The sequence below is a fragment of the uncultured Roseovarius sp. genome, assembly GCF_913057115.1.
Classification (GTDB): Bacteria; Pseudomonadota; Alphaproteobacteria; order Rhodobacterales; family Rhodobacteraceae; genus Roseovarius.
The window spans coordinates 47140-68084 of the sequence record NZ_CAJXNN010000003.1 but is presented as its reverse complement, the minus strand read 5'-3'; the positions used below and the strand labels follow the sequence as shown (position 1 = coordinate 68084).

General features: G+C 57.8%; 22 protein-coding genes. 10 read left to right on the top strand and 12 right to left on the bottom strand.

Annotated features, from left to right (window positions below):
* Positions 1-57: 57 nt before the first annotated feature.
* Positions 58-825: a ChaN family lipoprotein gene (locus QZ498_RS02345; RefSeq protein ID WP_294619844.1), complete on the bottom strand. Its 768-nt coding sequence runs from the start codon at positions 823-825 to the stop codon at positions 58-60.
* Positions 822-1700 (bottom strand): RNA polymerase factor sigma-32, encoded by an 879-nt coding sequence (locus QZ498_RS02340; protein ID WP_294619842.1) that lies wholly within the window; start codon positions 1698-1700, stop codon positions 822-824. The genes QZ498_RS02345 and QZ498_RS02340 overlap by 4 nt, the downstream gene beginning before the upstream one ends.
* Before the next feature lie 107 nt (positions 1701-1807).
* Here QZ498_RS02340 and cobU point away from each other — a divergent pair, with 107 nt between their 5' ends.
* The 3 genes from cobU (at position 1808) to QZ498_RS02325 (ending at position 4526) form a co-directional block, all read left to right on the top strand.
* Entirely contained in the window at positions 1808-2329 is a 522-nt protein-coding gene (cobU, locus tag QZ498_RS02335; protein ID WP_294619840.1) for a bifunctional adenosylcobinamide kinase/adenosylcobinamide-phosphate guanylyltransferase, read from the top strand.
* Complete coding sequence (locus QZ498_RS02330) at positions 2326-2898, top strand: histidine phosphatase family protein (RefSeq protein ID WP_294619838.1); 573 nt, start codon at positions 2326-2328, stop codon at positions 2896-2898. Before cobU ends, QZ498_RS02330 begins: the two co-directional genes overlap by 4 nt.
* A 113-nt stretch (positions 2899-3011) precedes the next feature.
* The gene (locus QZ498_RS02325) at positions 3012-4526 is read left to right on the top strand and encodes a YifB family Mg chelatase-like AAA ATPase (protein WP_294619836.1); all 1515 of its coding nucleotides are present in this window, start codon (positions 3012-3014) and stop codon (positions 4524-4526) included.
* Here the strand turns inward: QZ498_RS02325 and QZ498_RS02320 are convergent.
* Genes QZ498_RS02320 through rsmI form a run of 4 tightly spaced genes read right to left on the bottom strand, consistent with a single transcriptional unit; the run spans position 4504 to position 7675 of the window.
* Positions 4504-5400, bottom strand: coding sequence for an alpha/beta hydrolase (locus tag QZ498_RS02320; RefSeq protein WP_294619834.1), 897 nt, complete (start codon positions 5398-5400; stop codon positions 4504-4506). The two genes, QZ498_RS02325 and QZ498_RS02320, sit on opposite strands and share 23 nt — an antisense overlap.
* Complete coding sequence (gshB, locus tag QZ498_RS02315) at positions 5397-6332, bottom strand: glutathione synthase (protein ID WP_294619832.1); 936 nt, start codon at positions 6330-6332, stop codon at positions 5397-5399. The genes QZ498_RS02320 and gshB overlap by 4 nt, the downstream gene beginning before the upstream one ends.
* A gap of 60 nt (positions 6333-6392) precedes the next feature.
* Positions 6393-6758, bottom strand: a complete 366-nt coding sequence (locus QZ498_RS02310; RefSeq protein WP_294619830.1) for a YraN family protein — start codon at positions 6756-6758, stop codon at positions 6393-6395.
* Positions 6759-6793: 35 nt separating this feature from the next.
* Positions 6794-7675 carry a 16S rRNA (cytidine(1402)-2'-O)-methyltransferase gene (gene rsmI / locus QZ498_RS02305; RefSeq protein ID WP_294619828.1) on the bottom strand — a complete coding sequence of 294 codons (882 nt, stop codon included), beginning with the start codon at positions 7673-7675 and terminating at the stop codon, positions 6794-6796.
* 87 nt (positions 7676-7762) lie between these two features.
* On the opposite strand from rsmI, the gene QZ498_RS02300 reads away from it, so the two are divergent.
* Both QZ498_RS02300 and QZ498_RS02295 read left to right on the top strand, forming a co-directional pair.
* Positions 7763-8947 carry a penicillin-binding protein activator gene (locus QZ498_RS02300; RefSeq protein WP_294619826.1) on the top strand — a complete coding sequence of 395 codons (1185 nt, stop codon included), beginning with the start codon at positions 7763-7765 and terminating at the stop codon, positions 8945-8947.
* A 24-nt stretch (positions 8948-8971) separates the two neighbouring features.
* Positions 8972-11740, top strand: coding sequence for a [protein-PII] uridylyltransferase (locus tag QZ498_RS02295; RefSeq protein WP_294619824.1), 2769 nt, complete (start codon positions 8972-8974; stop codon positions 11738-11740).
* 8 nt (positions 11741-11748) lie between these two features.
* Here the strand turns inward: QZ498_RS02295 and QZ498_RS02290 are convergent, their stop codons facing one another.
* The 6 genes from QZ498_RS02290 to QZ498_RS02265 form a co-directional block, all read right to left on the bottom strand.
* A complete protein-coding gene (locus QZ498_RS02290; RefSeq protein WP_294619822.1) occupies positions 11749-12075 on the bottom strand; it encodes a DUF3775 domain-containing protein in 327 nt (108 codons plus the stop codon).
* 64 nt (positions 12076-12139) lie between these two features.
* A complete protein-coding gene (locus QZ498_RS02285; protein ID WP_294619820.1) occupies positions 12140-12874 on the bottom strand; it encodes an SDR family oxidoreductase in 735 nt (244 codons plus the stop codon).
* Positions 12871-13434, bottom strand: a complete 564-nt coding sequence (locus QZ498_RS02280) for a DUF3833 domain-containing protein (protein ID WP_294619818.1) — start codon at positions 13432-13434, stop codon at positions 12871-12873. The genes QZ498_RS02285 and QZ498_RS02280 overlap by 4 nt, the downstream gene beginning before the upstream one ends.
* Complete coding sequence (locus tag QZ498_RS02275; RefSeq protein WP_294619816.1) at positions 13431-14675, bottom strand: MFS transporter; 1245 nt, start codon at positions 14673-14675, stop codon at positions 13431-13433. The genes QZ498_RS02280 and QZ498_RS02275 overlap by 4 nt, the downstream gene beginning before the upstream one ends.
* Complete coding sequence (locus QZ498_RS02270) at positions 14675-15430, bottom strand: DUF1365 domain-containing protein (protein ID WP_294619814.1); 756 nt, start codon at positions 15428-15430, stop codon at positions 14675-14677. Before QZ498_RS02270 ends, QZ498_RS02275 begins: the two co-directional genes overlap by 1 nt.
* Positions 15427-16728 (bottom strand): NAD(P)/FAD-dependent oxidoreductase, encoded by a 1302-nt coding sequence (locus QZ498_RS02265; RefSeq protein WP_294619812.1) that lies wholly within the window; start codon positions 16726-16728, stop codon positions 15427-15429. Before QZ498_RS02265 ends, QZ498_RS02270 begins: the two co-directional genes overlap by 4 nt.
* A gap of 228 nt (positions 16729-16956) precedes the next feature.
* Here QZ498_RS02265 and QZ498_RS02260 point away from each other — a divergent pair, with 228 nt between their 5' ends.
* The 5 genes from QZ498_RS02260 to QZ498_RS02240 all read left to right on the top strand — a co-directional run bounded on the left by QZ498_RS02260 (position 16957) and on the right by QZ498_RS02240 (position 20849).
* The gene (locus tag QZ498_RS02260; protein WP_294619810.1) at positions 16957-17508 is read left to right on the top strand and encodes a sigma-70 family RNA polymerase sigma factor; all 552 of its coding nucleotides are present in this window, start codon (positions 16957-16959) and stop codon (positions 17506-17508) included.
* A gap of 8 nt (positions 17509-17516) precedes the next feature.
* Positions 17517-18164, top strand: a complete 648-nt coding sequence (locus tag QZ498_RS02255; RefSeq protein WP_294619808.1) for a ChrR family anti-sigma-E factor — start codon at positions 17517-17519, stop codon at positions 18162-18164.
* Positions 18165-18558: 394 nt separating this feature from the next.
* Entirely contained in the window at positions 18559-19266 is a 708-nt protein-coding gene (locus tag QZ498_RS02250; protein WP_294619806.1) for an ABC transporter permease, read from the top strand.
* Positions 19259-20005: an ATP-binding cassette domain-containing protein gene (locus QZ498_RS02245; protein ID WP_294619804.1), complete on the top strand. Its 747-nt coding sequence runs from the start codon at positions 19259-19261 to the stop codon at positions 20003-20005. Before QZ498_RS02250 ends, QZ498_RS02245 begins: the two co-directional genes overlap by 8 nt.
* Before the next feature lie 28 nt (positions 20006-20033).
* Positions 20034-20849, top strand: a complete 816-nt coding sequence (locus tag QZ498_RS02240) for a substrate-binding domain-containing protein (protein ID WP_294619802.1) — start codon at positions 20034-20036, stop codon at positions 20847-20849.
* Positions 20850-20945 lie beyond the last annotated feature (96 nt).

Below are 20945 nucleotides of genomic sequence, written 5' to 3'. Positions count from 1 at the left end.
TTCCCTTGAGGCCCGTCGCGACAGTAGGCCTTGCCCGGTCAGGGGGCAAGGGCATGACTATTGAAACGCGGCGCAGGGATCGGGGCGATCTACCGGATCCGCCGTCACCACCTCGTCAAACGTCCCATGGATTGCCTGCCCGGCTTCGGCTTGCCCAATTACGAGCAGGTCAAGATCAGGGGCGACACGCTGAAGATAGGAAGGAACGCCCCAATCGCGGCGGGCGTGTCCGTTCCCGGTGATGACGGCGACAGGGCCGCCCGTGCTCCGCATAGCGGACACGACCGCGCGAGCCAATTCCGCGTCCCGAAGACGCTGGATATCGACCATGGCAGGCAAGAGCTCTTCTGGCAGCGCATCACAATGTGCGGCCATTTGCATGGCCTCGCGGTGGGTTTGTTGCCGTTTTGGCAATGGTTCGCTCAGCCCGTAGAGCGCCGCATCCCCCGAGAAACTTTGCGCCAGACCTGCATCGCGCACACTTCGTGCCGCCGCCCTGGGCACTTGCGCGCCATAAACCTTCGCATCGGGGGCGGCGCTGAATATTGGATAGTACATCGAGAAATCTGGCCAGCCCGACTCTTCCCACTTCAAAGCCGCGGCCAACTTAGCCATGCTGACCCTATTCTCAGGGGTCACCTTTGACGCTTGAGCAGAGGTCAGCATTTCAAATACGATTGCTGCTGGCTGTAACTCAGCCACACGCTCGGCTTGAAACGCATGGTGCGCCGGATTGTCATGCACCTCGCCGAGGATCAGCACGTCCTGAGCGGCTGCTGGCAGCGAAAAAAAGGTGAAGAAAAAGCAAGCGGCAACTCGGATCATGCCAAAAGGCTTTGCACCTCCGACCCATGACGTTCAAGGTGTTTGCGCATTTTTTGAAATGCTGCCGCCTCGAGCTGGCGGACCCGCTCCTTGCTCAGGCTCAACTCCTCGCCCAAGCTCTCCAAAGTACGCGGTGCATCACGCAGCTTACGCTCACGCACAATGAACCTTTCGCGCTCATTCAGTTTGTCCATTGCATCCGTCAGCCACGATCGAAGCGCTTCCCGATCATGGTCCTCTTCGACCAACTGATCGCCACGCGGGCCTTCGTCTTCAATTGTTTCGATCCATTCCCGCCCTTCATCTTCGACAGACTGCGTCGCATTCAACGAGAAATCAGAGCCTGACAGGCGACCTTCCATCATCTCAACATCACGCAGTGGCACACCCACTTCATGAGCGATCATCTCGCGCAGCTGGTACCCGTCCAATTCCTCGCCCTGGGCCATCGCTTCGCGCTCAATGCGCGCCTGAACCCGCCGCATGTTAAAGAATAAGGACTTCTGGCTGCTCGTAGAGCCTGTCCGCACCATGGACCAGTTGCGCATCACATAATCTTGGATCGAAGCCTTGATCCACCAAACCGCATAAGTCGAGAAGCGCACACCGCGATCCGGGTCAAATTTGTCCGCCGCCTTCATAAGACCAAGGCCCGCTTCTTGGATAAGATCATTCATTGGCGCGCCATACCGCTTGAACTTGGACGCCATCGAAATCGCCAAGCGCATGTAGGCGTTGATCAAGCGATGCAAAGCCTCTTCATCGCGCTCGTCACGCCAGGCATATGCTAGCTTCAATTCGGTTTCCGCATCCAGCAATTCTGCCTTCATCGCGGTGCGGGACATTGAGTTTGAATGTGGTGCGTCTAGTGCCATTTTGTGACCCCCCCAGTCCGACGGTCTTGAATTGCGTCCTTTTGCATTCAGTCACCAAGTGATACGCAGGTAGGGCTCAATCGGATCAAAACGGGTTCAAGAAAAAGATGCTTCCAAGACTCACTTTGGTGCTTGGCGGAGCAGCGTCCGGCAAATCGGCCTTTGCTGAATCGCTGGTCAAAGAAACAGGTCGGAAGCTGACGTATGTTGCGACCGCCCAAGTTTTTGATGATGAGATGCGCGACAAGATATCCCGCCACCAAAGGATGCGCGGCCCCGAATGGCACACAATCGAAGAGCCGCTTGATTTGGGGCCTGCTTTGGCAGCAGTCAAAGATGATGAAGTTGTCCTGTTGGACTGTGCCACTATGTGGCTTAGCAACCATATTCTGGCAGACAACGAACCAGACAAGGCTGGAGAATCCCTGATGGCGGGTCTTTCGCAGTGTTCGGCCCCGGTGGTCGCCGTTTCCAACGAAGTCGGCTTGTCCGTGGTCCCCGAAAACGCACTTGCGCGCCGTTTTCGTCAGGCGCAGGGCGAATTGAATCAAAAACTCGCGAAACAGGCCGATCTTGTCGTCAACGTGGTCGCCGGCTTGCCGCAGGTGTTGAAGGGCAACCTTCCGTGACCCGGGTGTTTTGGGTGCGCCATGGCCCGACGCATGTGAAATCTATGGTGGGTTGGTCTGATATACCCGCGGATCTGAGTGACACCGCACAAATCGGCAGGCTGTCAAAACACCTTCCTGAACGCGCTGTCGTGATTTCATCCGACCTAGCCCGGGCGACGGCAACAGCCGATGCGGTTGCAGGTGCCCGATTAAGGCTGCCCCATGATCCAGACCTGCGCGAAATCCATTTCGGAGCATGGGAGCTTCAAGCGTTTGATACCATTCCGGACCAGGAGCATTTGCGCGCCTTTTGGGATAATCCTGGTGATATTCGCCCCCCCGGCGGAGAGAGCTGGAATGACGTGACCGGCCGTGTCAGCAATGCCATTCAAAGGGTTATGGAGCTTCATCCCAACCACGATATCATCGCTGTCGCCCATTTCGGCGCGATCCTCACTCAAGTGCAACAGGCTCTGCGCGTCACCGCGTATGAGGCCTTCGCACAGAAAATCGACAATCTTTCCGTCACCGAACTGCACCGCCGGTCTGATGGCTGGATTGCGCAGAGCATCAATCACTTACCCTGATGCTGCTTTGCTTATGAGCTGAGTAATTGGCCGCATCGCCAAGCCCGTTAACAATTCCTCAACCACCCAAGCGCTACCCATGATTAACCAAGTTTAATCAGAGGTCTCCAGACATGGTCGCGCGCGCTTACACTGTTGCCTTCGAAGGGGTCGAGGCCCGGCAAGTCGAGGTCCAATGCGCAGTGACCCCCGGCATGCCAGCCTTTTCCCTAGTTGGGCTGCCCGACAAGGCCGTCAGCGAAGCCCGTGATCGTGTACGCACGGCGCTCAGCTCCATGGCGATTGCCTTACCCTCCAAACGCATCACCATAAACCTCAGCCCGGCGGACTTGCCCAAGGAAGGCAGTCATTTCGATCTGCCGATCGCCTTGTCCCTTCTTGCCGCGCTTGAAATCATCCCAACCGACGCCGTGGAAGGCACCTGTAGCCTTGGTGAGCTATCACTGGATGGTTCCCTCGTCCCTGTAATAGGAGCCCTGCCGGCCGCAATGGCCGCCGCCGAAGAGGACCGAACGCTCTTGTGCCCCAAAGCCTCCGGCGCAGAGGCTGCCTGGGTCGGCGCCGCACAGGTCATCGGTGCGGCCAGTTTGGCAGACGTGGTCCGTCACTACACCGGTCAATCCCCACTCGCCCCCGCCGAGCCCGGCGAGGTAAGCACCAACAGCGCCGGGCGAGATTTACTTGACGTGAAAGGACAAGAGCGCGCAAAGCGTGCGCTAGAGATCGCAGCGGCGGGCCGGCACCACCTGATGATGGTCGGCACACCCGGGTCCGGCAAATCAATGCTGGCCGCCCGTTTGCCGGGAATTCTGCCCCCCTTAACGGCGCCTGAAGCCTTGGAAACCTCGATGATCCATTCGCTTGCGGGATTGCTGGATGAAGGTGGCATCAACCGTACGCGGCCATTTCGCGAACCCCATCATACCGCCTCGATGGCCGCCATCGTGGGCGGCGGGCGCCGCGCCTCACCCGGCGAGATCAGCCTTGCCCACAACGGTGTCCTTTTCATGGACGAGTTTCCGGAATTTCCGCGCACGGTTCTGGAAACGCTGCGACAACCCATTGAAACTGGCGAGGTCATCGTCGCCCGGGCGAATGCGCATGTGAAGTATCCCTGCCGGTTCATGTTGGTTGCTGCGGCAAATCCCTGTAAATGCGGATATCTCTCTGATCCGGCCCGCGCCTGTGCACGCGTTCCGCAATGCGGCGCCGACTACATGGGTCGAATTTCGGGGCCATTGATGGATCGGTTCGACCTGCGCATCGAAGTGCCGCCAGTTGCTTTCACAGATCTTGATCTTCCACCATCAGGTGAGAGTAGCGCCGAGGTCGCCGCACGCGTGGCAGGCGCGCGAACGGTGCAAAACACCCGTTTCAAAGACCAGCCAAACATGCATCTCAACGCCGATGCCGAAGGTGAAGCCTTGGAGGAGATCGCCAGCCCGGACCCGGAGGGCCGTGAACTCATAAACAAAATGGCAGAGCGCTTTGGATTGACGGCACGCGGGTATCATCGGGTGCTGAGAGTTGCGCGCACGATTGCCGATCTGGACGGTTCAAAAAACGTTCGGCGTCCGCATGTCGCCGAAGCGGTCAGCTATCGCCTCAGCGTCCCGAATGAGACTTGATCCACGCGGCCACCTGCTTCAGCGTCGTCACCGCTTCAGGCAAAAGGTTATGAAATAGCGGCCAGACATGCGGAAGGTCGTCTTCGATCACTTCGGTCACGTCGACACCTGAACTGCGCAGATGCGCGGCCATGCGCCGGGTATCATCCAGCAAGATTTCAGTCGTTCCGGCCCCGATCCAGACAGGCACATCACCATCGAAGGCAGCAAAAAGCGGCGATGCGCGCGGGTCGCGTGGGCTTGCGCCCTGGAGATACATCTTGGCCATTTCATCGATGCGTTCCACTGGTAGCACGACATCCGAATTACCGTTCTGCCCCACACTCTCACCCGTGAACCCAATATCCGTGAGCGGTGAAAACGCGAAACAGCCGATAGGTTTTTTCAAACCGTGTTTGCCAATTTCTGCCAAAAGCGAAAGAGCCAAGCCCCCGCCGGCACTATCGCCGCCGATCACGACGCCCGAGTGACGCTGCGACAACTCGATGTAGACGCTCAATGCATCTTCAAGAGCCGCTGGAAACGCATGTTCCGGTGCCAACCTGTAGTCCACAAGGCACGCCCGAAATCCAGCATGATGTGACAAGTGTGCCAGCATTGCCTGATGCGTCCGGGCAGAACCAAAGACATAGCCGCCGCCATGAAAATACAGAATGATGGGTCCATCATCTCGCGCATCCGGACCATGCACCCAGATCACCGGAACGCCATCAATTGTCTCTTTGCGATACTGGCTCCCACGCGGGGGCCGGAACCAGAATCGCGCCTTCATCTCGAAGCTCCGGCGCAATTTCCCTGACTCTTTCGCTCTCGCCAAATGCGGCCGCTCAAAGAACCGCAAGAACTGGTTCAGCACCGGCCGCATAAAGCTCATGAGGTTCGCCTTTCGATGGCTCCCCATATCTTCTCGGCCACGTTGATCCCGTCAAAGCGTTCAAGCTCCTGAATACCCGTCGGCGAGGTCACGTTGATCTCGGTCAGGTAATCGCCAATGACATCAATGCCGACGAAAATTTGCCCTTTGTCACGCAAAAGCGGGCCGATCCTTTCACAGATTTCGCGATCACGGTCCGTCAATGCAACCTTTTCCGGTCGCCCGCCAACATGCATGTTGGACCGGGTTTCCCCCTTGCCCGGAATACGATTGATCGCGCCCACAGGCTCTCCATCCACCAAAATAACGCGTTTGTCGCCATGCTTGATATCGGGCAGGAACTTTTGCACGATCAGCGGTTCGCGGCTGAAGCCGGTGAAAAGCTCGTGCAATGCGCTCAGGTTTCGGTCCGCTTCGGGCAGGTGAAACACCCCTGCACCACCGTTGCCATAAAGCGGTTTCAGGATAACGTCGCCATGCGTGTCCTTGAAGGCACGAATGGTATCAAGATCGCGCGCGATGGCCGTCGGCGGCATCAAATCAGGGAAATCCAGAATAAGGAGCTTTTCCGGGAAGTTCCGAACCCAGAACGGATCGTTTACAACCAATGTTGCTGGCGTCAGCCGCTGCAACAGATGGGTTGTGGTGATATAAAACATGTCGAAGGGTGGATCTTGCCGCAGCCAGACAACATCGAACTCTGACAAATCCACGGTTGCTTCATCGCCAAGTTCAAAGTGATTGCCCTCGACACGCTGAACACGCAAAGGCCATCCTCGCGCCACAACGCGCCCCTCGATATATGACAGCCGGTCTGGAGTATAATAAAACAGGTCGTGCCCGCGCGCCTGCGCTTCTTCGGCGATACGGAACGTGCTGTCAGCGTTGATGTCGATCGGCCCGATTGGGTCCATCTGAAAGGCAATCTTCATAGGCGGCCCCCAAGGTTTCTGGTTTTAACCTACATGGGCCATGCCGAGTACAAGCGCAAATCAGAAATGACTAAATGCGCTTTGCTGTATGTTCACCTGCCCGCTTTCGTCAACCGTGGCAAGGTCGAAACGAACGCTGGCCAATTGTCCATCTTGCACCTTGGCAAGGTACTCCGAGGCTGACGCGTGAATGCGCTGCATCTGCAGCGGCCGCAGACGCGCCTTGGCTTCGTCAAAGGTTGTCGCCTTTTTCACCTCGCAAAAGACGATCTCTGCGCCGTGCTGCAAGATCATGTCAATCTCGCCGCCTTTGCCGCGCCAACGCGTTTCCAAGACGTGCGCACCCATTTGTTGATAAGCGCGCTCAACGGCACTTTCCGCAGCAAGGCCTGCCAAGTAGGCGGTTTGCCCTCTTAGGCGACGCATGTCCCTGGGTGGTTTTTGCCTTGATCGCTCGGCCGTCAATCGCCTTGGTCCCCTGCGTCTTTATGGGCAAGCTGTAGAGCACGCTGATAAACTTGCCGTCGCTTCAAACCCAACTTGCCCGCCACCTCATCAGCGGCGTCTCTAACTGATTTGTCACGCAAAACATCGCGCAGGCTCGAATCTAGGTCCGCTTCATTAACGCTCGGTAAATCTCCACGATCCACCAAGACCACGATCTCTCCTTTCAGGGACCGCTCGGCGCAAACCTGAGCCAGCTCCTCCAGCGTCCCGCGCAACACCTCTTCGAACTTCTTGGTCAACTCGCGGCACACCACGGCCCGCCGCGCGGGCCCCAACACCTCGGCAGCATCTCGCAGCATCGCGGCAACGCGCTTGGGCGATTCGTAAAACGCCAGTGTCCCGGGCACCCTTGCGACGTCTCGCAGGGCGGTTTTTCGCTTGCCCGATGAATTCGGCAAAAACCCGGCAAAGAAAAACCGATCGGTCGGCAAGCCCGAAACCGTCAATGCCGTGATAACAGCTGACGGCCCGGGCGCCGAGACCAATGGCACGGCGGCGGCGATGGCGTCCCGCACCAAATCATAGCCCGGGTCCGCCACCATTGGCGTGCCTGCCTCCGAGGCGTAAACAACGGACTTTCCTGCCACGATGTCCTTCAAAAGCCGCTCTCGTACCGATGAATTGCTGTGATCGTGATAAGCGACGAGGGGTCGCCCCTCCAAAGGAATACCATGAATATCCAGAAGCTTTCGCAAGCTTCGTGTGTCTTCCGCCGCAATGACATCCGCCGCCGAAAACAGGTCAAGTGCGCGCAAGGTAATGTCACGCGCCGTGCCTATGGGCGTAGCCACAAGGTAAAGCCCCGGGCTCAGTTTCGCCTCTGTCTGATTCACCACTGGACCCGCCTCGCATGACGTTTATTATCGGGGCCGAAGCCAAGCAGAGCGCAAGCCCTGCCGCAACACCCGAGTTTAGGAGCGTCCATGTTCGCCGTTTTGTCCCCCGCCCGCAAGGCGCTCAGCCGCCTGATCATCGTGTTTTCGCTGTTTTGGCTGGCGGCTTGTCAGCCCGTATCCCTTTCGGGGCCCGCAGGGGGCGGCTCCTCCATAAATCCCGCCAAACCAGTGCCCGTCGCTCTTCTCGTACCCCACGGTGCAGCAAGTCCACAGGAGCAACAGCTCGCGCGAGACCTTGAAGCAGCCGCACGCCTTGCGGCCGCCGACCTTCAGGGTGTTCAGATTGATTTGCGGGTTTACGGGACAGCTGGCAACGCCACGCAGGCCCGGACAGCGGCGCTCAACGCCGTGGCGGATGGTGCGCGCATCATCGTTGGACCCCTTCACGCCGAGTCGGCCAATGCAGCAGCGGTGGCCGTTGCGGACCAAGGTGTCAATGTCCTTGCATTTTCGAACAACCCCACCATCGCAGGTGGCAACCTGTTCATCCTTGGGCAAACCTTTGACAACACCGCAAAACGCTTGGCCAACTTTGCCGCGCGCCAAGGCAAACAAAGGATTCTCGCGGTTTATTCTGAAAACCTCGCAGGTCAGCTTGGGCGCAATGCAATCGAACAGGCTGTCAACGCGAGCGGTGCGCAATTCGCGGGCTCGGTGGGATATGAGTTTTCGCAACAAGGTGTGGCCTCTGCGGTCCCTCAGATCAAAGCCGCAGCCGCCCAATCAAATGCCGATGCGATCTTTATGACGTCGAACACGGCGGGCGCGTTACCACTCTTTTCGCAAATGCTGCCCGAAGCGGGGCTAAGCCCGGACAGCACACAGTTTATCGGCTTGGCACGCTGGGATATTCCTGCACAAACCACCGCCTTGCCGGGCGTCCAGGGAGGCTGGTTTGCCGTCCCCGATCCACAACGCAACGCCGCCTTTAAATCCCGTTTTCAAGCCGCGAACGGAAACGCGCCTCATGTCATCAGTGGTCTGGCCTACGATGGTATCGCCGCCATTGGCGCCCTTTCTCAATCAGGGTCACGTAATGCCTTGAGCCAGGCGCGCTTAACGCAATCTGCGGGCTTTCAGGGCGTGAGTGGCGTCTTCAGGTTCCGTCCGAATGGTACCAACGAACGCGGTTTGGCAGTGGCCACTATCCGCGACCAACAGGTTGTAGTCATCGATCCCGCACCACGGGGTTTTGGCGGAACAGGCTTTTAACGCTGGCCTTCGAAGAAACACGTAATGAAAGATGCCCCTCATCTGCCTGACAATCTGATCCGACCTGCGATCGACATCTTCGACATGTCGGCGGTCGATCACGCTTTGCAACAGGCGGCAAACGACACGGACGGAGATATCTCCGCCCTGCGCCGCGCAATCACCGACATTCTTGCCAAGGCGATGTCAGATGGTCGCGCAGCTATCGCCGAGGGTTTTGCCAAGCACCCGTTTGATTCCCGCCCTACTGTGCGCGCCTACAGCTGGCTGACCGACTGTATTATCCTCAGCGCTCTGAACGTGACGACACGGCATATTCACCCGTTGTCCAACCCAACGGACTCCGAGCGCTTATGCGTCTTTGCAGTTGGCGGTTACGGACGCGGCGAGATGGCGCCGCAGTCCGATGTCGATCTGCTCTTCTTGACGCCTTACAAGATCACGCCGTGGGCTGAGAGCGTCATCGAAACCACGCTCTACATCCTTTGGGACCTCAAGCTGAAGGTTGGCCACGCCAGCCGCACCATCCGCGATTGCCTTCGCCTTGGCGGTCAGGACTTCACTATTCGCACGGCCCTGTTGGAGAACCGCTTTCTGACAGGCGACCGGCAATTGGCCGATCACTTCAAGAAACGCCTGTGGCACGAGCTTTTCGAGGGAACGGAGCGCGAATTCATCGAAGCAAAGCTGGAAGAGCGCGACAACCGACACGAAAAGCAGGGCGGCCAAAGGTATATGGTCGAACCGAATGTAAAGGAAGGCAAAGGCGGCCTACGTGACCTGCAATCCTTGTTCTGGATCGCCAAATACCTGCATCAAGTCGACAATGTGGCCGAGCTTGTGGCCCTAGGCGTTTTCACAGAAGACGAATTCGATACCTTCGCCCGCGCCGAGAGCTTCCTTTGGGCGGTACGCTGTCACATTCACTTATTGACGAAACGCGCCACTGATCAGTTGACCTTCGACTTGCAGGTCGATGTAGCCGAACGGATGGGCTATCGCGATACGGCTGGCCGCCGGGCCGTCGAGCACTTCATGCAGGATTACTTTCGTTATGCCACACAAGTGGGCGACCTGACGCGCATCTTCCTGACCAAGCTCGAAGCGGCTCACGCAAAATCCGAGCCCCTTTTGCAACGCATCTTCCGCCGCAAGCGTAAGCTCAAGGACGGCTACGAAGAGGTGCACGGCCGCTTGGCCATCGCAGATGAAACGGCTTTCCTCTCCGAGCCGATCAATCTTCTGAGAGTCTTCGAAGAAGGCCTTCGCACCGGGTTGTTGATCCACCCCGACGCCATGCGCTTGGTGACGGCCAACCTTGACCTGATCGACGACACCCTACGCAACGATCGCAAAGCGCAAAAATTATTCCTCGATTTGCTTTTGAAGCACGGCAATCCGGAACGCGCTCTGCGGCGTATGAATGAACTGGGTGTTCTGTCCGCCTTCATTCCCGAATTTGAGCCCATCGTCGCGCTCATGCAGTTCAACATGTACCACAGCTACACGGTGGACGAGCACACCATCCAATGCATTTCCAATCTTGCTCAAATTGAACGTGGCGAGTTGGAAGAGGACTTGCCGCTATCCTCTTCGATTCTTGAGGAGGGGGTCAATCGCAAGGTGCTCTACGTAGCGCTGCTTTTGCACGACATCGGCAAGGGCCGCGACGAGGATCATTCGATCGTCGGAGCCCGCATCGCCCGCAAGGTCGCCCCACGTCTTGGCCTGAAGGCTAAGGACGTGGACACGGTAGAGTGGCTCGTACGGTATCACCTCTTGATGTCCGATATGGCGCAGAAACGCGATATCGCCGACCCTCGAACCGTGCGCGACTTCGCAAAGGCGGTTCAAACGAGAGAGCGCCTTGATTTGCTCTGCGTGCTGACGGTTTGTGATATTCGCGGCGTTGGACCGGACACATGGAACAACTGGAAGGCCTCGCTTTTGCGGGCACTGTACCGTCAAACACGCCGTGCCATGGAAGGCGGCCTTGAGGAACTCAACCGCGAACAGCGCGGCTCGGATGCCAAGCGCAACCTGGCCGAGGCACTGGCCGATTGGCCCGCAAAGGACGTCAACCGCGAAAAGGCCCGGCATTATCCGCCCTACTGGCAAGGTTTGCATGTCACGGCGCATGTCGTGTTCGCCAAGTTGCTGCGTGAACTGGACGAAGATGACATCGCCATCGACCTTGCAATTGACGAAGACCGCGATGCGACGCGTGCCTGCTTTGCCTTGGCCGATCACCCCGGAATCTTCTCTCGCCTCGCAGGGGCCTTGGCGCTTGTCGGGGCGAATGTTGTGGATGCGCGGACATACACATCAAAGGACGGCTTCGCGACCGCGGCCTTTTGGATTCAGGATTCAGATGGGCACCCCTACGAGGCCGACCGCCTGCCGCGCCTCCGGCAAATGATTCACAAAACCCTCAAGGGTGAAGTGGTGGCAACTGAGGCGATCCAATCCCGCGACAAAATCAAGAAGCGCGAGAGAGCTTTCAAAGTCCCCACGCATATCACCTTCGATAATGATGGTTCGGAAATCTATACCATCATCGAAGTCGACACCCGGGACCGCCCCGGTCTGCTTTATGACCTCACCCGGACGCTTGCGACCAATAACATCTATATCAACTCCGCCGTCATCGCGACCTATGGCGAACAGGTGGTCGACACCTTCTACGTCAAGGATATGTTCGGCCTGAAATTCTACTCCGAAAGCAAGCAGAAGGCGCTTGAGAAAAAGCTACGTCAAGCAATCACCCAAGGGGTAGAGCGCGCCACATCTTAGGCACCGAGTCAGCCGCCGCGCACCAGGTCATCCTCGGCGTCGACAACCGAAATGCCCAGTTCATCCAAACCGTTCTCAAGATGATCCGACAAATGCGGCGTACCCAGAAGGTAATCCGCTGTTGGTGTTGTCGCCTCAGCCACAGCGGTGCGCTTGGCTTCTTCCAGATCGTCGGCGGTAAAGCTTTCCCTGCCAATCCACATGACAGCGACAAGGCTGGCTTGTTCCTCTTCGGTCAGGCGTTCGATAAAGGCGCGCAATTCACCCTCGGCGCGGTCGAGTTCCCGCGCCATTAGGATCACCTGCGCGATCTTGTATGTACTGATATCAAGCATTTGGGCCTCCTGTTCGCATTACTGAAGTGTAACATGCCGACCAGTCAATTGCGCGTCTTTGATCTTACGCAAAAAGGCGGTAGTAAGCCCAATTCGGCAAAAATCTCGACAATCGAAAGACAAGGCTGAAAAGCAACGGAAAACTCCGATCAAACGCACTCTGGTCGCACATCAATTCGAAGGTTTCCTGCGCTGCTTCCTCGGGGCTCATCAGGAATGGCATGTGAAATGGGTTCTTGTCGGTCAGGCGCGTCTTGATGAAGCCTGGGTTTGCCAGTTGCACGCGCACCCCGCTACGCCACAAGTCCGCACGCATGGACTCAGCCAGCGACATCACCCCGGCTTTGGACGCGCCATAGCCAATCGCGCCCGGCAAACCCCGAAAGCCGGCAAGCGAACCTGTCAGAACAATATGTCCGCTGTCACGGGCGACCATCTGCGGCACCACATGCCCCAAGACACGCACCGCGCCCGTGAAATTGACGTCCGCCATGGCCGTTACCTGTTCTGGCGTCCAGTCCTGTGTCGCCATCGGCCAGTAGACTCCCGCCAAGAAAACCACGCCATCCAGCTCGCCCACATCCTTTGCCGCCGTGGCGACGCTCTCATCGCTGGCAACATCCATCGGCAACCCATGCGCCCGCCCCGGCATCGCGGAAACGGCTTCGGCAAGCCGGTCTTCATTGCGGGCCGAAAGGATAACCTCGGCCCCCGCTGCATTCAGCTTATGTGCCAAAGCAAGACCCAGTCCTTCGCTTGCGCCCACAAGCCAATAGCGCTTTCCATTCCAGTCTGTCACGCAACCTCCACTTTTCGCATCGTCGCCACCAATTCTGCGACCTTTATTCCAAACTTGCGAAACTGACTGCGGTTCACCACGACACCGTTCGGTGCAAGATACATCCAATCCGTGACACTCAGGACATGGCCGCCAGCCTCGTCAGGCAACCGGATACGATAGCGAAGGCACACCGAGGAACCTGACTGAACGCCCTGCCCTTCGCCGACGAGATCATCCGCTTCTGCCCGGATCGAACCATCATTGCCCAACTCCAGCCGCCATTCACGATCTTGGCTATTGCCGCTATCGTACTCGAAGTGCTCACGCATCACCCCCTTGTTGCCCTCCCACGAGGCCACGAAATCCCCGGTGAAGCGTGATGCGACCCGTCCCAACGGCCCGTAGATGACACCGTCGCATTTTATGTCACCATGCAAATGCTGGCGCAGGTCAAACCTCGGTTCGGTCAATGCATAGTCCGAGGGGCTTTGTGCCATGAACCCCGCGAAGCGTTCGCGCAATCCCATCAGGCACAGCATCAAAACACCGCCAAGGGCAAGATAGACGATCGTAGTCATCGGTTGAGGCTCCTTTCCCCGAAATCCGGTTGGTCGGAAATCTGCTCGTTGATTTGCGTCGTCACGAGCAACGCAATTGCCGCCAGTTTCAGCACGCATGGGACGCCTGCATAAAGATAGCTCAGAAGCCGCAATGCATCCTCCGGGTTTTCTTGCCCGGCTTTGAAGCCACCTGCTTCAAGCAAGGGAAGCAAAACCACGGCTGCCAAGGCCAGCGTGAATTTCGAGACGAATGACCAAAGACCAAAGCCTTCGCTGGCCCCCGGAGAGACCTGCTCCATCCGCGCCGCGAACAAGGCAGGAAGCAGGGTCATATCCGCGCCAATCGCCGCCCCCGAGGCAACACAGATCACCGCGAAGCCCCAAAGATCACCGGCCCCTAAAAAAACGGCCATCGCGAAAGCCGCAATCGCCAGAAACATCGCCCAGATCAAAACCAACTTCGCGCCCGCCCGCTCGGCCAAACGCCCCCATATCGGCGCCGCCAAGGCCGCGGACAGGAAAAACAACAGTAGAAAAGGTCCTTCCCAGCCGGGTGCCTGAAGGCGACTTTCGACGAAGAAAAGAAACAGCGTGGAACTCACGGCAACCGGTGCTGCATTGACCAAGGCCACAAGTAACAGCCGCCGCGCGACCACATCGCGTAAAACAGTTCCAAAACCAGTGCTTTCAAGCGTGGCACCCTGCCATTCGCGCGTCATGGACCAAAGCGCCAGCCCTGCCAGAATGACAAAGGCCAAGGCAAATCCCGCATAGCCCCCCAAGGCAACCGGAGCCACGGCCGCCGCGCATATCCCAAGAAGCGCTCCGGTTTCGCGCCAACGGGCCAATTGCAGGTGGCCTTGATCCGCAAGGTCAGCCGCTTTCGCCACGCCTTGTGCATAGAAGCATATCGTCAGGTAGCTGAAGGACGAAAACACGACGGTTAGCATGACAGCGAACCACCAAAGCGGATCAAAAAGCGGCTCCACTGCAAAAAGGCCAAGCATCGCCGCTGCCATCATGCAGCCCGCGATCATGACTGACGGTCCGCGCCAAGCACGAAACCTATCGGCCAAGCGCCCCAGTATCGGGTCTTGCACCACATCCAAAAGCCGCAACACGAATAGGGCACTGCCAAGGGCCGCCAGCGAAAGGCCGTACTCATCGACGTAAAACTTGGGCGCATGGATATAGAGCGGCAGGCCCGCGGAAGCGAGGAATGCAGCGAAAAGCGAATAGGCGGGCAAACGCGAGGCCATCAGCGGCTCACGTCTTCAATGGGTGGTTCCGGCCGAGCGCGAAACTTTGCGCCTTTCCACCACAGCTTCACAGCCTGCCAATGGATCAGTGCCAGAACACGTCGCGACCCGAAGGGCCGGCGCAAGCAAGCCCGCAACAAGCCATAGGTCGTCAATGGCGCCCGCGGCCCTACAAGTGTGGCGATGACACCACCGTTTCCACCGGTGAAATCAATCCAGATGCCGATCCGGTCAGCGCGCAGGTCAAACCGGAATTCATATTGCCCCTCAATCCTTTGGAAAGGCGACACATGAAACACCTTCTGAGCTTTCAATCGGTCCGAAGCCTCAATAGGTGCGAGGTCATCCCGGTGGCAAAGGTAGGAATGTCTATCCCCATAGGTATTGGTCACCTCGGCAATCACGACCTGCGTGTCACCCTTCGCATCAAGACAGATCCAGAAAGACACCGGGTTGAAAACATGTCCCAAAATGCGCGGCTGTGCCAAAAGCTCAATTCGCGCCGGATCGGGCAAGTCATGGGCGGCCAGAACGTCACGAACCCAAGACGCACCGCGTCCCTTTCCAACCGCACCTCCGTGGTCACGATCCCAAAGCGATGCAATTCCGGGGCGATTGCGTCCGAAAAACCGTGGTGCCCTGACCGGCGCTTCGGCATCCAGAAGCACATAGTCGATACCATAGCGAAACGCGTTTTCCACCGCACCCTTGCGCCCATGCCAAGTATGGCCGGCGATATGGTCGATTGTGTTCACTCTGCCGCCACCGGTACGCTGCCGCGCTCATTGATCGCATCGGCCACGTCCAATCCGCTGGCAAGCCCGTCTTCATGGAAACCATGCCGCATCCATGCGCCGCAGAACCACGTTTGACGGCGACCATTCATCTCGCGCAGGGTCGTTTGGGCCTTCAACGCGGCAAGATCGTAAACCGGGTGATGCAGGGTCACCTGATCGTAAATCAGCTCCTCCCGAATGGGTCGGCGCGAATTGAGCGTCACGAAATGTGGATCGTCTGTCGGAATAGGCTGAAGGCTGTTCATCCAGTAGGTGATATCAATTTGCCCATCCCGCTGCGCCGCGCCCTCAGCATAATTCCACGACGACCATACAGCGCGCGACTTGGGCATCACGCTCTTGTCGGCATGAAGGACAACGTCATTCGGTTGATAGGACACCGCTCCAAGCGCAGCATTTTCCTCATGGCTGGGGTCGACCAACAAAGACAGGGTCACGTCCGAATGCGTCGCAAAAACTACGTCATCAAAGCGTTCCCAATCAGCACCGGTGACCTTGATTTCAGGGCCCTGCGCACCACGCCGCACGCCATCCACCGGGCAACCCAAACGCATGGCCACACCTTGCGTGCGCATTTCGCGTTCAAGTCTTTGAACATACTGCGTCGACCCGCCTTGTACGGTGTACCACTGGTGTTGCCCTTCATATCCCAAAAGGGCGTGGTTCTCGAAGAACTGCACCATGGCATGGGCCGGGAAGTCCATGATCTGCTCTTTCGGAGTTGACCAAATAGCCCCCGAAAACGGTAGCAAGTAGTATTCCCGAAACCACTTTCCCATTTGCAAGTGATCAAGGAATTCACCAATCGTCATGCCCTGGTTTTGCTTGGCCTCTCTAATGGCCTTTGCATTAAACCGAAAAATATCGCGGAGCATGCCCAGGAACCATGGATTCAATGCGTTCCGTTTCTGCGCAAAGAATGCCTTCGCGCCATCCAGGCCATACTCGACGCGACCGCCTCGTACAGAGGCACCGAAGCTCATGCTGCTTTTGACCACCGGCACGTTTAGACGGTCGAACATCCGGGCGAGGTTGGGGTAATTCGCATAGTTGAACACGATGAACCCGGTATCGACGGGTTGGTCGCCACGTTTGCCCGCAATAATGGTCCTCGCATGGCCACCCAAGCGCGGCTCGGCTTCAAAAAGAGTTACGTCATGAGTGTCGGCAATCGCCTGTGCCGCGCCCATCCCGGAAATTCCCGCGCCGATAACGGCAACTTTCTTGCGCCCAAGGGGGCCTGCTTCGAATGGCATTTGGTGCTGTGTCCATCTTCTGTTTGGTCTTCTTAGAGACTACGCAGCGGGGCGGTAATCGGATGACTTAGAAAAAATTCACCCCGATGTGATCCGCACAATGCCGTGACGCGTAGATTGTTTATGTTGCAAGAAGTCGAGAAAGAAACCTTTGACACAGCCTCGCCCCTCATGGCGGCGCGTGTTAGGTATCGGCTTAACCAGCGACAAGGCCCGGGGCCAGAAGACGTGACGAATAAAGAGACGACGGAAAACGACGATTGGGTTGCCTGCATCTTGAGTATCCGGGAGCACCAAGACCGGCAGGCGTTTGCCCGCTTGTTCGATCACTTTGCCCCTAGGGTGAAAGGCTTTCTAATGAAGTCCGGGGCGGATGAGGCTCTTGCCGAAGAGTGCACACAGGACGTGATGGCCACCCTTTGGCAAAAGTCGCATCTTTTTGACCCGACCCGCGCAAGTGCTGCGACGTGGATTTTCACCATAGCGCGTAATCGAAAGATTGATGCGTTGCGAAAACAAAGACGGCCTGAACCCGAGGACTTGCCCTGGGGGCCAGACCAAGAACCAGATCAGGCCGATGTTTTGGCTTTGCAGCAGGAAACCATGCAATTGGGCAAAGCAATCAACGATCTGCCCGAGAAACAGAAAGTCCTGATTGAAAAGGCTTATTTCCACGATTTGAGCCATTCTGAAATCGCCAAGGAAACTGGCCTGCCCTTGGGCACGATAAAATCCCGAATCCGGCTGGCGCTGGATCGCCTGCGCCACGTAATGAAGTGAAGACGACCATGACAGACCAAATCAAACATCACCTTACCGACGCTTTGCTGATGGCCTATTCAGCCGGAAGCCTTCCCGAGGCGTTCAACCTGACTATCGCCACGCATATTTCGATGTGCGACGAATGCCGCGCGAGGTTGGGGGCCTTTGACAGTTTGGGCGGGGCCTTGGTGGAAGAGACCGAAAGCGTCGAGATGTCGGCAGGCAGCCTTGAAGCCGTGATGGACCGGTTGAAAGCGCCAGAGGAGAAAAAAGAAAAACCCCGTAAATCCAAGGGTGTACTGCCTGCGCCTTTGCAGGATTACATAGGTGGCGATTTGGACGCGGTGCGTTGGAAATCCATCGGCATGGGGGTCAAGCAGGCGATTTTGCCCACTTCGCGCGACGCGAGCGCGCGGCTTTTGTTCATTCCGGCCGGCGCGGCCGTACCGGATCATGGCCACCAAGGGACAGAGCTGACTCTTGTTTTGAAAGGGGCTTTTGCCGATGAGGTCGATCATTTCGGCCCCGGGGATATTGAAGTTGCCAATGAGGATCTGAACCATACGCCGGTGGCGGATATCGGGGAAGATTGCATTTGTCTGGCCGCCACCGATGCGCCTTTGAAGTTCAAGGGCTTGATCCCGCGGATCGCACAACCCTTCCTGCGGATCTGAGCCAAGATTTTCGTACGACTTGTACGTTCGACCCCCCGTTTTCGTACGAAAAACGGGGGGTTCTTTTTATAGGCCGTACGAGTCGTACGAAACGCCGGAAGGGCCCGGGCGAATTTTTCTTTTCCTTGGGGCGTTTTCCCCGTGGGCGCGTGGCTAAGGCGTGATGCCCAGATGTGCCTGTTAGGGTGGTCAAGAAGTGGACTTTTCGACCCAATAAGGATGCAATATTTTCGCTTTTGTAAATTATGCATTATTTTGCATATTTTAACAAAGTCAGAAATGGAGCGCACCATGTCCACAGAGTATTTTCCCCAATAAGAATTGCCCTTGATCTTTATTTTACGTCCTGCAAACCTGTTTTCGATCTGAAATTTAAACAGTAGAGTCGGAAATTTTGCAAAGCCTTGGAGATGCTCTTGGTTTGGCGCTGTCGCTGGTTCTGTCCGGCGACGCGGACCTGTTGGAGATTGTCGCCCTGTCTTTGCAAGTCAGCCTGACCGCCACCTTCATCGCATGCTTGATCGGCCTGCCCATCGGGGCGCTGGTGGCGATTGGGCGGTTTCGCGGGCGTGGCGCGGTTTTGATTGTGATGAACGCGCTGATGGGGTTGCCCCCCGTCGTTGTGGGGCTGTTGGTTTATCTGCATTTGTCGCGTTCCGGCCCGCTTGGGTTTCTGGGGCTGCTTTATACCCCCACGGCGATGATCATTGCCCAGACGATCCTGATCGCGCCCATCGTGGCGGCGCTGTCGCGGCAGGTGCTTGAAGACCTGCATGGTGAATATGCCGAGCAGTTCCGCTCGCTCTGCCTGACGCGCCTTCAAACGGTGCAGGCGCTATTGTGGGATGCGCGCTATTCGCTGTTGACCGTTGGTCTTGCCGGGTTTGGCCGGGCAGTGGCCGAAGTGGGCGCAGTGATTATCGTGGGTGGCAATATTGACCACCTGACACGGGTGATGACCACGGCGATTGCGCTGGAAACCTCAAAGGGTGATCTGGCGCTGGCCTTGGCGTTGGGGATCGTGCTTTTGGTGATTGCACTTGGCGTCAATGCGGCGGTGCAATCGGTGCGGATGACCGCGACGAGGCAGGCCTATGTTTGAGGCCCCCGTGATCCCCGAGGCGCAAGCCCTGCCCGGCAACAAACCGATGCCGCTGACGGTGCGGGGGCTTATGCTTGAGCTGGGCGGTGCGCGGGTCTTGCATGACCTTAACCTTGATCTGGGGCCTGCGGGCTGCACGATGATCATGGGAGCGAACGGCGCGGGCAAGAGCCTGCTGCTCAAGCTGTTGCACGGGTTGATGGCCCCCACCGCGGGCACGATCGAGTGGGCAGGCACCCCGGCGGCGCAGGCCACCAAACAGCAGGCGCTGGTGTTCCAGAAACCCGTTTTGCTGCGCCGCTCGGTGGCGGCCAACGTGGATTTCGTTTTGAAGGCACGCGGCAAGAACCGGAGCAAGCGGGATGCGCTTTTGGACCATGTCGGCCTTGCCCATAAGGCCAAGCAACCCGCGCGGCTTTTGTCGGGCGGGGAGGCGCAGCGGCTGGCGCTGGCGCGGGCCTTGGCAACTGACCCCGACGTTCTGTTTCTGGATGAGCCCACGGCAAGCCTTGATCCGGCCTCGGTACTGGCGATCGAGGGGATCGTGAGCGAGGCCAAGGCACGCGGGACGCGCGTTATCTTTGTGACCCATGACATGGGTCAAGCCCAGCGCATGGCCGATGACGTGGTGTTTTTGCATGGCGGGCATGTGATCGAACACAGCCCTGCCGACACCTTTTTCCCCAAGCCGCAAACACAAGCGGCGCGGGATTACCTTCAAGGGCGAATTATCGTCTGATGTCAAACCAACCCAAGGGAGAGACCCAATGCTGAAACGCACATTTGGCGCGAGCCTGATTGCCCTGACCATGGCCGGTGGCGCCATGGCCCAAGACCAGTCGATCATCGTGCAATCCACGACCTCGACGGCCAATTCGGGGCTTTATGACTACCTTCTGCCGATCTTTCAGGAAGAAAGCGGCATTCAGGTGAACGTGGTGGCCGTGGGCACCGGGCAGGCCATCAAGAACGCGGAAAACTGCGATGGGGATGTCCTGTTGGTTCATGCCAAACCATCCGAAGAAAAGTTCGTCGAGGCCGGGTTTGGCACATCGCGGACGGACCTGATGTACAACGATTTCGTGATCGTCGGCCCGGCGGGCGACCCTGCGGGCGTGGGCGGCATGGAGGACGTTCAGGGGGCCTTGTCGAAGATCGCCGGGGAAGGCGCGCTGTTTGCCTCGCGCGGGGATGACAGCGGGACGCACAAGAAAGAAATGGCCCTGTGGGGGGATGCAGGTGTTGATCCTACCGCCGCCAGCGGTGATTGGTACCGCGAGACCGGCTCTGGCATGGGGGCGACGCTCAATGCCGGGATCGGCATGGGGGCCTATGTGATGACCGACCGCGCCACATGGATCAGCTTTGACAACAAGCAGGATTACGCCATTCAGGTGCAGGGCGACGAGGACATGTTCAACCAATATGGTGTGATCCCGGTGAACCCCGAAAAATGCCCCAGCGTGAATGTGGAGGCAGCAAAAGCCTTTGCCGATTGGCTGGTCTCGGACGCAGGGCAGGATGCGATTGGGGCCTACAAGGTAGCCGATCAACAGTTGTTCTTCCCGAACGCGCCGGAATAAGCGGAGGCCCTTGCCGGGTTTCCGTTCTTCGATAAAGGTTTTAGAGTGGGGGCGGTCCGTTGTGGACCGCCCTTCTTGATGTTTTGGGATGCCCGA

Bases quoted from the DNA above. Each gene is read 5' to 3' on its own strand.
- QZ498_RS02240 (WP_294619802.1), top strand. From the start codon at position 20,034: ATGCTGAAACGCACATTTGGCGCGAGCCTGATTGCCCTGACCATGGCC.
- QZ498_RS02280 (WP_294619818.1), bottom strand. From the start codon at position 13,434: ATGACTACGATCGTCTATCTTGCCCTTGGCGGTGTTTTGATGCTGTGC.
- QZ498_RS02310 (WP_294619830.1), bottom strand. From the start codon at position 6,758: ATGCGTCGCCTAAGAGGGCAAACCGCCTACTTGGCAGGCCTTGCTGCG.
- QZ498_RS02290 (WP_294619822.1), bottom strand. From the start codon at position 12,075: ATGCTTGATATCAGTACATACAAGATCGCGCAGGTGATCCTAATGGCG.
- QZ498_RS02255 (WP_294619808.1), top strand. From the start codon at position 17,517: ATGACAGACCAAATCAAACATCACCTTACCGACGCTTTGCTGATGGCC.
- gshB (WP_294619832.1), bottom strand. From the start codon at position 6,332: ATGAAGATTGCCTTTCAGATGGACCCAATCGGGCCGATCGACATCAAC.
- QZ498_RS02325 (WP_294619836.1), top strand. From the start codon at position 3,012: ATGGTCGCGCGCGCTTACACTGTTGCCTTCGAAGGGGTCGAGGCCCGG.
- cobU (WP_294619840.1), top strand. From the start codon at position 1,808: ATGCTTCCAAGACTCACTTTGGTGCTTGGCGGAGCAGCGTCCGGCAAA.
- QZ498_RS02295 (WP_294619824.1), top strand. From the start codon at position 8,972: ATGAAAGATGCCCCTCATCTGCCTGACAATCTGATCCGACCTGCGATC.
- QZ498_RS02245 (WP_294619804.1), top strand. From the start codon at position 19,259: ATGTTTGAGGCCCCCGTGATCCCCGAGGCGCAAGCCCTGCCCGGCAAC.
- QZ498_RS02300 (WP_294619826.1), top strand. From the start codon at position 7,763: ATGTTCGCCGTTTTGTCCCCCGCCCGCAAGGCGCTCAGCCGCCTGATC.
- QZ498_RS02275 (WP_294619816.1), bottom strand. From the start codon at position 14,675: ATGGCCTCGCGTTTGCCCGCCTATTCGCTTTTCGCTGCATTCCTCGCT.
- QZ498_RS02340 (WP_294619842.1), bottom strand. From the start codon at position 1,700: ATGGCACTAGACGCACCACATTCAAACTCAATGTCCCGCACCGCGATG.
- QZ498_RS02265 (WP_294619812.1), bottom strand. From the start codon at position 16,728: ATGCCATTCGAAGCAGGCCCCCTTGGGCGCAAGAAAGTTGCCGTTATC.
- QZ498_RS02345 (WP_294619844.1), bottom strand. From the start codon at position 825: ATGATCCGAGTTGCCGCTTGCTTTTTCTTCACCTTTTTTTCGCTGCCA.
- QZ498_RS02320 (WP_294619834.1), bottom strand. From the start codon at position 5,400: ATGAGCTTTATGCGGCCGGTGCTGAACCAGTTCTTGCGGTTCTTTGAG.